The sequence below is a fragment of the Paenibacillus sp. GM2FR genome, from assembly GCF_002803325.1.
Taxonomy (GTDB): domain Bacteria; phylum Bacillota; class Bacilli; order Paenibacillales; family Paenibacillaceae; genus Paenibacillus_AQ; species Paenibacillus_AQ lautus.
This window is the reverse complement of record NZ_MKZM01000008.1, coordinates 3881143-3894857: the sequence shown is the minus strand read 5'-3', so window position 1 is coordinate 3894857 and position 13715 is coordinate 3881143. Positions and strand designations below refer to the sequence as shown.

13 protein-coding genes and 1 riboswitch are annotated in these 13715 nt (G+C 47.2%); of the genes, 5 read left to right on the top strand and 8 right to left on the bottom strand.

Annotated features, from left to right (window positions below; translation table 11 throughout):
• Positions 1-95: 95 nt before the first annotated feature.
• From comA to PAEVO_RS17610, 4 genes are all read left to right on the top strand, one after another.
• The gene (gene comA / locus PAEVO_RS17625) at positions 96-962 is read left to right on the top strand and encodes a phosphosulfolactate synthase (RefSeq protein WP_100538716.1); all 867 of its coding nucleotides are present in this window, start codon (positions 96-98) and stop codon (positions 960-962) included.
• A gap of 178 nt (positions 963-1140) precedes the next feature.
• The gene (locus PAEVO_RS17620; RefSeq protein ID WP_394054310.1) at positions 1141-1797 is read left to right on the top strand and encodes a YitT family protein; all 657 of its coding nucleotides are present in this window, start codon (positions 1141-1143) and stop codon (positions 1795-1797) included.
• Between the two features lie 148 nt (positions 1798-1945).
• A riboswitch (cyclic di-GMP riboswitch) is annotated at positions 1946-2040 on the top strand.
• Between the two features lie 154 nt (positions 2041-2194).
• A complete protein-coding gene (locus tag PAEVO_RS17615; RefSeq protein WP_100538715.1) occupies positions 2195-2923 on the top strand; it encodes a helix-turn-helix transcriptional regulator in 729 nt (242 codons plus the stop codon).
• A 225-nt stretch (positions 2924-3148) separates the two neighbouring features.
• Entirely contained in the window at positions 3149-3391 is a 243-nt protein-coding gene (locus PAEVO_RS17610; RefSeq protein WP_100538714.1) for a Spo0E family sporulation regulatory protein-aspartic acid phosphatase, read from the top strand.
• 82 nt (positions 3392-3473) lie between these two features.
• Here PAEVO_RS17610 and PAEVO_RS17605 read toward each other — a convergent pair whose 3' ends face one another.
• The 5 genes from PAEVO_RS17605 to nikA are packed head-to-tail and all read right to left on the bottom strand — an operon-like array spanning position 3474 to position 8351.
• Positions 3474-4235, bottom strand: coding sequence for an ABC transporter ATP-binding protein (locus tag PAEVO_RS17605; RefSeq protein ID WP_100538713.1), 762 nt, complete (start codon positions 4233-4235; stop codon positions 3474-3476).
• Positions 4232-5032, bottom strand: a complete 801-nt coding sequence (locus PAEVO_RS17600) for an ABC transporter ATP-binding protein (RefSeq protein WP_100538712.1) — start codon at positions 5030-5032, stop codon at positions 4232-4234. The genes PAEVO_RS17605 and PAEVO_RS17600 overlap by 4 nt, the downstream gene beginning before the upstream one ends.
• Complete coding sequence (nikC, locus tag PAEVO_RS17595) at positions 5029-5877, bottom strand: nickel transporter permease (RefSeq protein ID WP_100538711.1); 849 nt, start codon at positions 5875-5877, stop codon at positions 5029-5031. The genes PAEVO_RS17600 and nikC overlap by 4 nt, the downstream gene beginning before the upstream one ends.
• On the bottom strand, positions 5874-6821 hold the full coding sequence (gene nikB, locus PAEVO_RS17590; protein ID WP_100538710.1) for a nickel ABC transporter permease: 948 nt from the start codon (positions 6819-6821) through the stop codon (positions 5874-5876). The genes nikC and nikB overlap by 4 nt, the downstream gene beginning before the upstream one ends.
• The gene (gene nikA / locus PAEVO_RS17585) at positions 6822-8351 is read right to left on the bottom strand and encodes a nickel ABC transporter substrate-binding protein (protein WP_100538709.1); all 1530 of its coding nucleotides are present in this window, start codon (positions 8349-8351) and stop codon (positions 6822-6824) included.
• 258 nt (positions 8352-8609) lie between these two features.
• Here nikA and PAEVO_RS17580 point away from each other — a divergent pair, with 258 nt between their 5' ends.
• On the top strand, positions 8610-9035 hold the full coding sequence (locus PAEVO_RS17580; protein WP_243390812.1) for a DUF5946 family protein: 426 nt from the start codon (positions 8610-8612) through the stop codon (positions 9033-9035).
• 76 nt (positions 9036-9111) lie between these two features.
• On the opposite strand, the gene PAEVO_RS17575 is transcribed toward PAEVO_RS17580, so the two are convergent.
• From PAEVO_RS17575 to PAEVO_RS17565, 3 genes are all read right to left on the bottom strand, one after another.
• Positions 9112-11487: an ABC transporter permease gene (locus PAEVO_RS17575; protein WP_100538707.1), complete on the bottom strand. Its 2376-nt coding sequence runs from the start codon at positions 11485-11487 to the stop codon at positions 9112-9114.
• Between the two features lie 6 nt (positions 11488-11493).
• Positions 11494-12258 (bottom strand): ABC transporter ATP-binding protein, encoded by a 765-nt coding sequence (locus PAEVO_RS17570; protein ID WP_100538706.1) that lies wholly within the window; start codon positions 12256-12258, stop codon positions 11494-11496.
• 96 nt (positions 12259-12354) lie between these two features.
• Positions 12355-13680: a HAMP domain-containing sensor histidine kinase gene (locus tag PAEVO_RS17565; protein WP_243390811.1), complete on the bottom strand. Its 1326-nt coding sequence runs from the start codon at positions 13678-13680 to the stop codon at positions 12355-12357.
• Positions 13681-13715 lie beyond the last annotated feature (35 nt).

Here is a 13715-nt window from a genome sequence, read left to right as displayed (position 1 = left end):
GACAAAAGATGGGCACCTGTCAATGGGTATGAGCATATTATGCCAATGTCATTGGATTAAACGACTAAATCAAAAAGAATTGAGGAGATCCTAGAATGAACAGTTCCCTGCGAACAGTTTGGCCCATGGAAATATGTGATCCGAGCGGGCTGCGCGAAAATCCCGAACACGGCAAAAAAGACCACGACACCTACGGGGTCATGGAACGCGGGATGACGATGGTTATTGATAAAGGCCTGGGTAGAAACATGTTTTCAGATGTGATCGAAACAGCCTCGGATTACATCGATTGCGTCAAATTCGGTTTTGGGACGGCTCCGCTGTATAAAACGGAAATGCTGCTATACAAGATCAATTTAGCCAAACAACATGGAATTACGGTCATGCCCGGCGGGACCTTGCTTGAGACAGCTGTGCAGCAAGAGGCCGTCCCCGCATTTTTTAATACCGTTTGCCGTCTTGGATTTAACGCTATAGAAGTATCTGACGGTACGATTGAGATGTCTCGAAAAAAACGAACGGAACTTATCCGGGAAGGTAAACAACGCGGACTTCGGGTCTTTACGGAATATGGTAAGAAACAATCCGGTTCCTACATCGACGCCGAAATGCTCGCGTATACGATGGAAGCGGATTTAGACGTAGGCGCCGAGTTTATCATCGTTGAAGCTCGCGAGTCCGGACTAGGTATCGGTATTTTCGATAAGCATGGCGAGTGCCAGGAAGAAATGATAAATAATATCATCGACAACGTGTCGGATGCAAGGAAGCTGATTTGGGAGGCACCTCTTAAGCAGCAGCAAGCGATGCTTCTCCAAAAATTTGGATCGAATGTACATTTGGGGAATATCCAACCCACCGAAGTGCTTTCCCTTGAAACGATGCGCCGGGGACTTCGTCAAGATACGTTTGAACTCGGGGTGAGAGAGAAACATACAGATGGATTTTGTTACGTAATTTAAACATAGACCAAACCACAAGAGAATGATAAATACTAGAGGGCTGCCTATGGATATCTCCAGAGTCAGCCTATACATATTTTCGTTAATGAGATCTATCCCGGAATCCCCTTTAGGGAACAAGCATACACTAAAAAAGCAGGACTGGCTTGTTACTCTAATCTATGAAGGATGATTCCGTGTGAATTTACAGATCATACCCGGGCGAAAGAACCCCTTTTTCTTGCGTCATATTTCTAAGAAACTCTTCTTCATTACCGCCGGCTCCATCATTCAAGGTTTTGCCATGGCCATGTTCTTGTTTCCTCACGCCATTCCTTCGGGGGGAGGAGCTGGGATCGCGGTGCTTCTGAACCATGCGTTCGAGATCCCAATGAGTCTCGGACTGTGGCTAGCCAACTTTATTTTCCTCGCCTTTACAGTCCCTTATCTTGACGGTGTCAGTGCCTTCGGGACCATATTTGTTATAACGGTGACGTCCGTTTCCGTTAATTTCTTCGAGGTGTTCTTAGAACCCCCGTTCGGCAACGTATGGATCGATCTTCTATTTGGCTCGGTTATTCTCGGAACAGGTGTCGCCATCCTCATAAAGCAGAGGGTATCGAATGGGGGAATCGGTTATGTTGCCTTAGCCATTTATAAGTATAAAAGAATTAACCCCGGTACCTCATTGTTCTGGATGAATGGAATCATATTCGCCTTCACGGCCTATGTGATCGATTGGAAAATTATTATCCTTGCAGTTGTATGCCAGTGGATATCGACCCGGATCATTAACTGGATTCATCAGTTTCCTCCTCCTAAGTCGATCTATGAACCCGCTTGGCGCAAAAAGTGATTCTGTGTATGGACATAAGAGTGATTGACAAATATAACAAAAATATGGAAATTTGGGTCGTGCGGCCTATATTAAATGAAAAACAATGTAAGTTATAGTTTGAATATGTCATAACATGTTTGAATATTCGACAAATTCACACTTCGTAGTACGATAATAGCAAACCCACTGAAAAGTGGCGACGCAAAGCTACAGGGGCTAATGTGGAGCTACTTAAGACCGCGATGCCAGCCAGTTACCGAATACGACGGAAGCCTCCGTCTGTTTTGTTGTGGTTATCATAATGGATGGGGGTTTTTTATTTTTCGCTAGGAGCTGCCGAATGCAGCCGCGGCGATGAATAGGAGATCGATTCCATTATTAATCGCTTATTCTTACAAGGGAAGAAGGGAAAATAATGGGTCAAAGAACACTGGTAGAAGCAAACAATCATTTTCCTAATATCCTCAGTATGACTGAAATAAAAGAAAGGTTGATTGAACGGAAAGAAATTCTTTATTTGCTCCAAGAGGAAACAAGGAATATGAACGATTTGCTGTCTATACCCTATCTATTTGTTATAACAGATATGGATGGAACCGTCATCGATTATTGCGGAACGGGTTCGTTAAAAAGTTTTCTCGAGAGAAATAATATGAAAAGTGGGACCTCATTGGCAATGGAAGACGCAGGAAATAATGCCATTTCATTATCCATGGAACAACAAACGCTTTCTGTCGTAGTTGGGGCCGAGCATAGTAATCGCTTGTTTTCAGAATTGGCGTGTGTTTGTACTCCCCTTCGAATAAAAAATGTGATCATAGGCTACCTGGGCCTAAGTTTTCATTATTTACACGAGGTTACATTTGCCATACCACTCATTGAACACTTGGCCAAGAATATTGAAGAAAAGTTACCTCAAAAGGATCCCATTCTGCAAAGGGAGCTGATCTATTCTCACTTTCACCAATATGAATTAACGAATCGAGAGAAAGAAATAGCATATGGGTGGCTGGAGAATAAAAATGTACCTGAAATTGCTGATACTTATGGTATTAGTCAAAGCACGGTTCGTACTTTTATTAAAAAGATATATGCAAAAACGAGAGTCAACCATAAAGGAGGATTTCTTAAAAAATTTACATAACCGTCATAAAAATTCTTAAGACAAAGATTACCCAATTCTGGGTATTTTTTTTGTTTGCGTCGAATTTTATAATGATAAGTAGCTGTAGCTGTAGCTGTAGCTGTAGCTGTAGCTGTAGCTGATTCGCGTTATCGATAAGATAAGAGCTTCAATTCTTACGGTTTGAAAAAGTTTGTCCCAGGAACTGTGGCAACGGTCATCAATCACTTGTTACGACGGGGGTGGATGAACAAGATGATTTCTATCGAGAGCGAGCTCGAACAAGTAGCGAAAAAACTCGAACTTCTCCGAAGAGAGCTTGAGCGGGTGGCCAGCAGTTTCGAATTGGTGCATCAAGATGTTGTCGCCATTTCACAGTCGTTGGATAAGCTGATTGTTCGTTACATGCAATTAAAAAACCAAGAGGAATATATCCAAAAGAAAGAGGAAGGGCACAAGGGGGAAGTCAGCGTATTTGAGAGACAATGACAAGAGATAGAGGAGAATGGGCACAGAAGATACCTTCTGTGCCTTATGTATTTCTGCTAGCAGCCGCGTGTGGGTACTCTATCTAAAAGATCGAAATAAGCTCCTGGGTATACGGATGCCGTTCATCCGAGAACAAATGATCGCGGTTGAATTGATCCACAAGCCTGCCGTCTTTCATAACCAAGATTCGTTGGCTCATTTGGGCTACAGCAGCCAAATCATGTGAAATAAATAAGTAAGACAAATTTAAAGAAGAGCGAAGCTTCGTCAATAAAGCCAGAACGGCCCCCTGTGTGATCACATCTAGGCTTGCCGTAGGTTCATCTAACACGACAAGTTCCGGTTCGATGCTTATCGCACGCGCAATCGTTACACGCTGGCGTTGTCCTCCGCTTAATTCGTGCGGATACTGATTCGCTAAACGCTCGGGTAGTTCAACGGCGTCAAGAAGCTGCTTGACGAAGGCCTCCTTAGAGGTATAGGAAAAATGCCGGAGACTGAGCTTCTTCCGGTACTGCTCGTACGGGTCTATCAGTGAATCCTTTATCTTGAGCTTGGGGTTCAAAGCAGCGGATGGATTTTGGAACACGATCTGCATCTTTTGTCGGTAAGGGTGCAATTGCCGCTCATTAAGCTGTTCAATCGCTTCATTCTTGAAATGAATCGCGCCTTCGTCGATCGTCTTGATTCGCAGCAAGCAGCGGGCGAGCGTGCTTTTGCCGCAGCCGCTTTCCCCGACAAGACCAAGACATTCCCCCTGATTCAGTTCGAAGGAGAGGTTGTTAATGGCAGTTTTCTGTCCCTGATATGATTTCGTAAGTTGTTTAACAGATAACAGCTTCATACAATCTCCGCCTCCCGTACACCCGATGAAAGTCGGTGATTTAGCGTTGGGGCCGCATGGATCAATGTTTGGGTATACTCGTGCCGAGGATGCGCAAGAACAAAGTCTTTTTCGCCCGATTCAATGATTTGGCCCTCTTTCATGATAGCCAGACGGTGGGCATAACGTTTGACATGGCGCCAATCATGGGTGATGAATAGAATGGCAAAGCCTGTCTCTTTTTGTTTCATTGCAAGGAGCTCCAAAATCTTATGGCCGGACACACTGTCCAGCGCCGTGGTGATTTCATCGGCAATTAATAAATCCGGCGACAGCAGAAGCGCCATAGCAATGGAGACCCGTTGAAGCTGCCCTCCGCTTAATTGAAACGGATACCGATGATACATGGATTCGTCTAACCCAACGGAATCTAGTGCAGCGAATGCGCTGAGCCGCCGAGTTTTGGAATCGGAGATACCGTGAGCTTTCTGGTATTCTTCAAAATGCTGGCCAATCGTTCTGAAGGGTGTAAATGAACCTTGGTAATCTTGAAAAATATAGGCTAGTTTCGAGCCGCGAACGGTTCTCATTTGTTTAGGTGATAAAGACAAAAGATGGAGTTCTTTATAGTATATGTTCCCTTCGACCCGCAAATTAGGTGGGAGCATTTGACCAATTGCCAGGGAGAGCAGGGATTTTCCACTGCCGCTTTGTCCAACCAGCGCATACCATTCTCCTTCACGGATGGAGAGTGTGACGTTATCGATAATCTTCTTGTCTTTGCTGCTTATGGAAACTTGCTCGACGGACAGCGTCATGATCGCACCTCTTTTCTTACATCAAAATGGTCGCGTAAATAATCGCCCAGCATATTCGTTAGCAGTACAGCGAATACAATGGATAAACCGGGATATATCATTAATTCAGGCTTTGATTGGAAATAGGGCCGAGAGTCGTTAAGCATGGCTCCCCATTCCGGAGTGGGAGGCTGAGCCCCGAGTCCAATGTATGAAAAGGCGGAAATGAGCAGGATAATCTTCCCAAGGTCAAGGCTTGCCAGTACAAGAACATGTCCCACGATATGAGGAAATAAATGCTTGCGCATGATTTTGCCCGAAGATAAACCATTGGTTCGAGCAATCAGAACGTAATCTTTTTGGGACTCCGATAATACTGTGCTGCGAACAAGCCGGGCATAACTGACCCATTTTACCATCACAATGGCAAGCACAAGGTTGCTGATCCCGGCTCCAAGCAATCCGCTCAGAACAATCGCGACAATCGTATCGGGGAAAGACAGAAATCCATCGGCAATACGCATGAAAATACGATCCACGACCCCTCGTTTAAATCCTGAAATAAGACCAAACGGGACTCCAATCACAAGAGAAACCATCAGAGCCAGTAAGCTGAAACCCATCGTTTGTTGTCCTCCCAGCAAGAGCCTGGTAAGAACATCCCGGCCGAGCTGGTCTGTTCCGAGCGGATGCCGAAGACTCGATCCTTGAAGGCGATGATCCAGGTTTGTTAATGTTGGATCATGTCTTAAGAAAATAAATGCGTAAACGATAACCAATAAAACAAGGAACAGACTAGCCAGTGCGAAGCTCCCTTGCCAGCCCGGCTTTTTTATTTTTGGCAATGGTGAAGACAAGCCTTTCATCCCTGTATTCCCCTTTCTTTGAGCTTCATTTCAGGGTTTAAATATCGGTAAGACAAATCCACGCCTGTGTTTACCATAAAAACAATAATGGCCATCATTAAAATGTAGCCCTGGATAAGGGGATAGTCTCGTTGGCGTATGGCATCCACGACAAGCTTTCCTACCCCTGGGTACGCAAATAGAACTTCAATGACTAACACCCCGCCGATCAAGCTTCCTAAACTGACGCCGAAAAAGGTAATGACAGGAGGGAGGCTGTGCCTGAAGGCATGCACGAAAAAAATTCTCCTCTCCGACAGACCTCGCGCTCTCGCGGCACGGATAAATTCCTGGCTAAGCGAATCAAGCAAGCTGGAGCGGAGTAAACGAACATATACACTGGAAATCGCCAAACCAAGCGTCAATGACGGCAAGACCAGGGTAATCCATCCGTCTCTTCCCATAATGGGCAGCCAGTTCAAGCGCACACCGAATAAGTCGATAAAAATAAGGCCAAGCCAAAAACTTGGAACGGCGGCTCCAAGAATGGATAGGATTCTGCTCAATTGATCTATCCAGCTATTCCGGTAAAGGGCGGACAGCGATCCGAGCGGGATGGATACGACCAGCATAACGATCAACGCACCGACCGCTAGTTCGAGTGTAGCCGGCAGTCCCGTTAAAATGACGTCCATTACGGGTTGACCCGTGATATAAGAGCTGCCGAAATCAAGCTGAACAAATTTAACCAGCCAAAGTCCATATTGGACAAGCAGCGGCTCATTGAATCCCATTTCCTCTCTTAGGGCCTCTACCTGCTCCTGACTTACGGATAATTCATCCACGTTCAAAATGGTTAAGACCGGATCGCCAGGGGCAAGTCGAATGAACAAGAAGCTGATAAACGTAATAAATAACAAAAAAAATAAGACTTCCGCGAATTTACGAGTAAGGATTCGGAGCATTTAATTCACATCCAACCGGTTTGTAATCATGTAATATTCACTGCGGGTAGTCAGCCAGTTTTTCACTTTGTGTTCGTTATAGGCAACAATGGTCGAAGGATGCAGAACAAACGAATTAATCATGTTGTTGTGAACATAATCAGCGGCTTGTTCCGAAAGCGAAGCACGTTCTTCTTGGTTCACGGTTTGATTGAGTTGATCAATAATGGCCGTCAGTTCAGGACTTTGAGCACCGGAAAAGTTGAGAGCGCCCGTTGGGTGATACGTTGCATTTAAGTAATAACCGGCGTCTCCGCGCGGGGCCGTTAGATTACTGTACGTAGCGAGATCCCAATCGCGGTTAGAAGCCATATACTCCTCGGGGATATCGATCTGGCGAATCTCAACGTCGATTCCGATTTGTTTGGCGTCCGACTGAAAAACTTGAGCTATTAAAGGCAAGTCTGCTCTTGCACTATAGGTCAATAAGGTGAAAGTCAATGGTTCACCGTTTTTTTGCATTTTCCCATTCACAAGTGAATATCCCGCTTTCTCCAAGTGCTTCACAGCGATGTCTGCACCCGTTTCGCTCTGTTCGTAAGTGGGGGCAAAGGGCAATGAAGGTAAAAATGGGCCGATAGCGGGTTCAGCGTAGCCTAACAGAATGGTATCTACAATCTTCTGCCGATCAATCAAGGCATCCACCGCGCGGCGAACATGAACGTCCTGTAAACTTTCGCGTTCCATATTCATGGTCATTTGATGCACGCGGAACGTCGCAGTCGACTCCACTTTAATTCCACCCTGGGCTTGCAATGATTCTAAGCTTTCTGTCTCCGGGCGATACACGATATCCACCTGACCGGATTGGAGCGCTAGCGAACGGGCATTGGCATCCTCGTTAAAGGCAAACGTCACGGAATCAAGGTTGGAAGCCCCATCCCAATAGTCGTCATAGCGTTCAAGCTCCAGCTTGCTCCCCGGCGAGAACGACTTTAATACGAAAGGACCGGTTCCTATAGGACGGTTTATAATGTCTTCTTCCGTTACGTCAATAATGGATACATTAGGATTAACAAGCTCAGAGACAAACTCGGGAAACGGTTGCTTTGTTGTGATTTGCAGTGTGTAACCGTCCGCTTCAATCTTTTCGATTTTGAGTGCATTCTGAATAGCTACACTCTCTTTTAATGCCCGTTCAAGGGAAGCCTTCACCGCATCAGCATCCATGACATGACCGTTATGGAACGTAATATTCTCCCGTAATTTAATCGTCCAGTGCTGACCATCCTCACCTTCCCAGCTTTCCGCCAGCCAAGGCGCGATCGACAGATTCTCTTCATCCAGCCGTACCAGCGTTTCGGTTATCCCCGCCCGTAACGGAACATAACTTGAATCAACATGAGGATCTAAAGACTTCGTTGAGAAATTATAGAGAAAATCAATGTGCTTTTTCTCCTCGGCGCGTTGGGAGGGCCGGGCGCAAGCGCTGATCAAACTGATGCATACCAATAGGATGCCAAGCTTCAGAAAGTGATTTCTTATGTACATATGATGATCGCTCCTTTATTCGTAAACATTACGATCTAAATAATAGCTTAATGATCCTGTTGTGACAAGAAAATTTTCTGTTTGGATTTCAAGGTGTCGGGGGAAAAGGATCAAATCCCCTTGTTTTACTGGTGGTTTTAAGATTCGGCAGGGGATTGAATGCAATAAGTTGACCTTACGTAACGTCAATCTATTAATCTTGGGGAAAGTAGGGTTTTTGATGGGGGGATTGTAAAAGTGGTTGATAATCGAACAGTAATGGAGTCTGGAAGATGTATGGAGTGTGGAGCTAAGGGGATCGATGGGTTTTCATGCTATGAATTATTCGGTTTTCCTCTTGTCTGGGAACATCGTGATCCAGCGTTATATGCTTTACATTTTTGGCTTGTTTCATGTTATATGCTGCAGCATCCTTCCAACTATACAGAGGAAGGTTACCGATTGCTGGTTGATTTATTTACGGATGCTTATGATCATGATTGGGATACCGCCTATATACTCAAGAAAAATCGAGAGTTAGTAACCAAGGTGGGTAAAATAACAAACCCTCTTCCGAATAACGAAAGAAAACGCAAATCTAAATTTTGGTCAATGACCATAGAAGATATCTACTTGGGCGGTGGAACAAACGCCATCGCAAATATCATCAAGTGGAAAGAACAAATACGATATGAATTAAAATAAGAGAAACAACATTAAGATTTACTAAGGCAAGAAGTAAAAAAGATGACCTCCGAAATTCGGAGGTCATCTTTTGTCCTCATGAATCCATTACCAACACCCGAAGGGAGGTGCGGCGGAGGATTCGCGAAGCCAACCAGCAGCCGCTGACGGCGATAACAAGTGCGATTAGAGCCAGGCCAATGGCCAGAGGCCATTCCATGATAAGCGGCAGCTTGACAATCCCATAAGTAGAGAGCAGACCGCGCAGCACGGCCGGCAATGCGTAGACACCGCAAGCGATACCAACAAGCGCACCGAGCGCAGCCAGTCCGGCAATGCCGCTTGTCAGGGCGCGACGGATGTCGGTTGCAGTCAGGCCAAGCGAGGCATAGATGCCGTATGTTTTCGTTTCCTTCCGTATGTGTAAACGGCAAGTCGTATAAACAATAAGACAAGTGACGGCCATGAACAAAAGGGCCAGCATGCTCATCGGAATGAGCAAAACTGCCGCAGCTTCTTTGAATACGGAATCAAGCAGCACTTCCTGCTTCAGCGCTTGGATGGAGGGGCCATAGCGTTCGTTCAGCTGCTGCACAACCGCATCGCTGTCCTTATTGTCCTTTAGCTGAATAAACCCCGCGTCCGGATTTAGCTGCTCCACCAGGTCCGAGGTGACTCGAGCGGTGTTCGACATATTCGAGATGGACTGAAACGTGCCGGTGATCAGCAATTGATGCGGTTTTCCTTCAATGTAGATCGTGAGTACGTCGCCGATATCTTTTTGCAATTTACGGGCGATATTGATTCCGATAGAAATTTCATTAGGCAGTGCAGGATTACGTCCTGCCAGCGAGGCGTAACCCATCTCGTCCATGTTTCCTTCCACGACCGTCAAAGGGAGGCTGAACGTCTGTTGAGGGTTGCCATCCCTCCCGGTCTCAGCGATGGCGCCGGTGGCTGACCCGGACCAGTTCAGGTTGAGAACCCGAGCGTCGTTTTCGATATAAGATTGCATTTCAGTTCGATCCAAATGCTCCCCATTGATAACCATAATGGCGATATCCGCATCGTCATAACCCCACTGAGCCGACGTTTCACTAATGCGATAGACACTGGTTACCAGCACGGCGCCAAAGACGAGAACAGCCACCGTGATGCTCATTAGCAGAAAGATCAGTGCTGCGCTTTTTTTGTTGCCGCTCACATGCTTCCAGCCGATGACCGTGGGTACGGACCATCGATCCAGCAGTCTTCCACCATGCTGATGGGTACGGCTGTGCGAAGACTCCGACATGCCGTAACGGATCGCTTGAATGGGCTCGATATGGCGTGTCTTGGCAGCATACAGAAGGACGCATAGAAGGATGATGAGCAATAGGCCGAGGCCAGTCCAGATGGCAACGTCTGCCGCTTGAACGGGAACAGTTGCTGTGTCGGATTTGAGGAAAGACAGGGAATTCTGGATGATGACATCTGAAAGGAGGCGGCTTGCAATCAGAGCGGGTACCAAGGCGATAACCGCCATGAACCCGTACTGCAGCATATAAGTGCCGATGATTCGTTCGGAGGTCATGCCAATTGATTTGAGAATGCCGATCGTGCGGTAATTGGCAAGGATCGTGTCTGTGATTGTAAAGCCGATCGTAAGCAAGGCGACGACGATCATGACCAAACCGAGGAAACTCATCACAAAGCCGATCACCTTGTTCATGATAAAGTAAAAGGCCGACAGTTCGGCAAACGAAACGCGTTCCTCCAAAAACGGCGATCCGAGCGCCTGCTCAAAGCGCTGCCAATATTGCCCGCTTTGTTCGGGATGCGCATAGCGAAGCGACAACATGTAGTGTTCCGGCGTATCCAAGCTGCCCATGGTTGACCGATAGTCGGCTTCGTTCATCCATATGCGGGCCGTGGTCGAGAAAGGACCGCCATGGGATATGTCGATGACAATGGCGCCGATCGTGAATGGTACGGGTACCGCCCCTGAGGTGAACATCAATTCATCGCCGATGTGCATGTCGTATTTGTAGGCAAGCGAGGTGGGGATCCAGATCTCGCCGGCTTCCGGAACGGTCAGATGCTCAGGGCCTGAACCGGGAAGAGGATTGTTGACCCCGTGCGGCATCGGAGGGGTATTGATCATATACAGATAAAGATTGGGCAACTCTTCCCCGTTAAAGACCAGTCCCGTCCACGGCTTGTAAGGGATTAAGCTGGAGGCGGTTACGCCTTCTTGGCTGGACCACCAGTCGGCCACCATTTGTTCGTCATGCAGCCCGCGGGTCATATTTATGACTTCATGGGCACCCTGAGCAGCCGTATGGCGATCGTTGAATACATTTTCCGTATTCATCAAGACCGTGAATGCGGTGCTGACTAATAGAGCGGATAGGGCAATAAGCAATGCAATCAGCGTGTTTTGCATTTTTCTTTTGCGCAGGTTGCCCCAGCACAGTATCAATATAGATCGCATCTCTGACTACCTCCTCCCGGTGACATAAGCAAAGATCATCGCTTCCCGTTCGGACGCTTGTTCCGGCGTATAGGGCCCCATATCCAGCGTGCCGCCGATCTTGCCGTCGCGAATGTAGATGAGGCGATTGCCGCGGCAGGCTGCCTTCATGTCGTGGGTGACCATGACAATCGATTGACCATCCGCATGCATCCGGCTCAATATATCAAGCACCGTAACGCCTTGTTCATAGTTCAGGCTGCCGGTAGGTTCATCGGCGAAGATGATGTCCGGGTTATTGATGAGCGCCCTTGCGATTGCCGCCCGCTGCTGCTGACCTCCGGATACTTGGGAAGGCAGCCTGCTGCTCTGTTTACCAAGGGACAGATTAACCATCAACTCATGTGCCCTTTGCCGTACTTGTTCCTTGTCCTGATTAGCGATATATCCAGGGAGGGCAATGTTATCGAACAGCGACAGATCCGGTACAAGGTTACTGTTTTGATAGATAAAGCCGATCCGATTTGCCCGAAAACGTGCAAGCTCCTTGGCTGAAAATTGGTCCAGGCTCTGTCCCTGCAAACTGACTTCTCCGGTGGTTACTTCATCAAGTCCGCTGAGCAAGTACAGCAAGGTGGACTTTCCCGACCCGGAATCGCCCATGATGACGGTAAAGTCTCCTTCATATATGGACAGATCGACATTGCGGATGGCATGAAATTGTTCCTTGCCGGTGGTGTAGGTTTTGCATAAATGACCGGCTTGGAGCATAACGGTTTTGCTTGAAAGCATAATATGATCTCCTCTCTTTATCTCCCACTGCCATCAAAGTATAGAGGACGAATCTTGCACATTTGTTATCAAATTATAAATAAAGTATGACAGGAGTCAGCTGAGAGGTAGAGTTAAGCAGAAGGTCGTTCCCTGCTGTTGTTGGCTGTGAAAAGAGATCGCGCCTCCATGCGCCTCCATGATATATTTGCAAATCGACAAACCAAGTCCGACCCCTTGGCGCTCGGTCAATTGGCCGGCAGTTCGTTGTGAAACGTTACCCTGGTAGTACCGTTCAAAAATAAAAGGCATATCCTGCGGGGATATCCCGCTGCCAGTATCGGAGACGATGATGTGTAAGCAGGATGTTTCCGTTTGTTCTTCAACAGCGAGACGAATCGTATCCCCGGGTTCCGTATGCTTCAGTGCGTTTGTGACCAGATTGGCAATGACCTGCTCGATCCGTACAGCATCGAAGCGGACAAGTAAGTTAGGAATTGCAGTAGGCTCTTCGCAGCGTACGCCCATCGTTCGTATGTAATGGCTCAATGCCCTAAAGATAGGCTCCAGCGTTGGAGCGCTGTATTGATCGATCGGATGTACAGCAATCTGTTCCAGATCATGCAGCGCGTGCAGCAGCAAATCGTCGACGAGCACGGCCATTTTGCTAGTATTTGCGTGCACGACTTCAAGGTAAGTCATCGCACTTGGCAGATCGGGGCACATCCCTTCGCGAATGGCTTCAATATATGCTTTGATTGTCGCCAGCGGAGTTTTCAAGTCATGAGACAGATTGGATATGAGTTCTTTATGCGACTGGTTGTGCGCAGCTTGCTGGATATGTAAATGACGGATCTCTTCACGCATGAGATCAAATACGGCATAAAGCTCCCCGACCTCGTTGCCGCTTGTCCATTCGGCGCGCTGCTCGTAATCGCCCTTCAATATGGCTTCCGCGTAAGGCTTAAGCTCGGCAACAGGCTGGATCAGGTCATGCCGCACCCGGCGTCCGATGGAGAAGAATAAATAAAGCAGCGTCAAAAGCGCCAGTGAGAGCATGATCCATGGCACAAAGCTAAATGAGTCGAAGGAGGGCATTACTGGGGCCAAGGCAGAAGCCGGGACCGCAAATTGGGCGTAACCCACAAAGGTTTTGGTGCTGGCATCCTGCAGCGGAAAAGCGAGATGATAGTAGGGCGGTTTCCTATCGGAAATACGAAGCGTATAGTCCAGTTCGAAGCGTGGATTAATTCGTTGTTTCGATGAATTTTCGCTATCATATGTCACCGTTCCATCAGGAAAAACAACCTTGAGGCCGACCCGCGTCTCCTGAATCCAGTCGGTTAATTGCCGCCGGATCGGGGCATCGGATAGCAGCAATTCCGCATGCTCATTTTCCAGGGAATGGACGATCGGATTCGTCAGTACGCGAATGTGCTTCATGATTGTTGACAGAGCCGGCTTGTTTGAGGAGCTAA

Excerpts from the sequence above, each read along its gene's own strand:
- comA (WP_100538716.1), top strand. The coding sequence starts at position 96 with ATGAACAGTTCCCTGCGAACAGTTTGGCCCATGGAAATATGTGATCCG.
- PAEVO_RS17615 (WP_100538715.1), top strand. The coding sequence starts at position 2,195 with ATGGGTCAAAGAACACTGGTAGAAGCAAACAATCATTTTCCTAATATC.
- PAEVO_RS17610 (WP_100538714.1), top strand. The coding sequence starts at position 3,149 with ATGAACAAGATGATTTCTATCGAGAGCGAGCTCGAACAAGTAGCGAAA.
- PAEVO_RS17605 (WP_100538713.1), bottom strand. The coding sequence starts at position 4,235 with ATGAAGCTGTTATCTGTTAAACAACTTACGAAATCATATCAGGGACAG.
- PAEVO_RS17600 (WP_100538712.1), bottom strand. The coding sequence starts at position 5,032 with ATGACGCTGTCCGTCGAGCAAGTTTCCATAAGCAGCAAAGACAAGAAG.
- nikC (WP_100538711.1), bottom strand. The coding sequence starts at position 5,877 with ATGAAAGGCTTGTCTTCACCATTGCCAAAAATAAAAAAGCCGGGCTGG.
- nikB (WP_100538710.1), bottom strand. The coding sequence starts at position 6,821 with ATGCTCCGAATCCTTACTCGTAAATTCGCGGAAGTCTTATTTTTTTTG.
- nikA (WP_100538709.1), bottom strand. The coding sequence starts at position 8,351 with ATGTACATAAGAAATCACTTTCTGAAGCTTGGCATCCTATTGGTATGC.
- PAEVO_RS17580 (WP_243390812.1), top strand. The coding sequence starts at position 8,610 with ATGGAGTCTGGAAGATGTATGGAGTGTGGAGCTAAGGGGATCGATGGG.
- PAEVO_RS17575 (WP_100538707.1), bottom strand. The coding sequence starts at position 11,487 with ATGCGATCTATATTGATACTGTGCTGGGGCAACCTGCGCAAAAGAAAA.
- PAEVO_RS17570 (WP_100538706.1), bottom strand. The coding sequence starts at position 12,258 with ATGCTTTCAAGCAAAACCGTTATGCTCCAAGCCGGTCATTTATGCAAA.
- PAEVO_RS17565 (WP_243390811.1), bottom strand. The coding sequence starts at position 13,680 with ATGAAGCACATTCGCGTACTGACGAATCCGATCGTCCATTCCCTGGAA.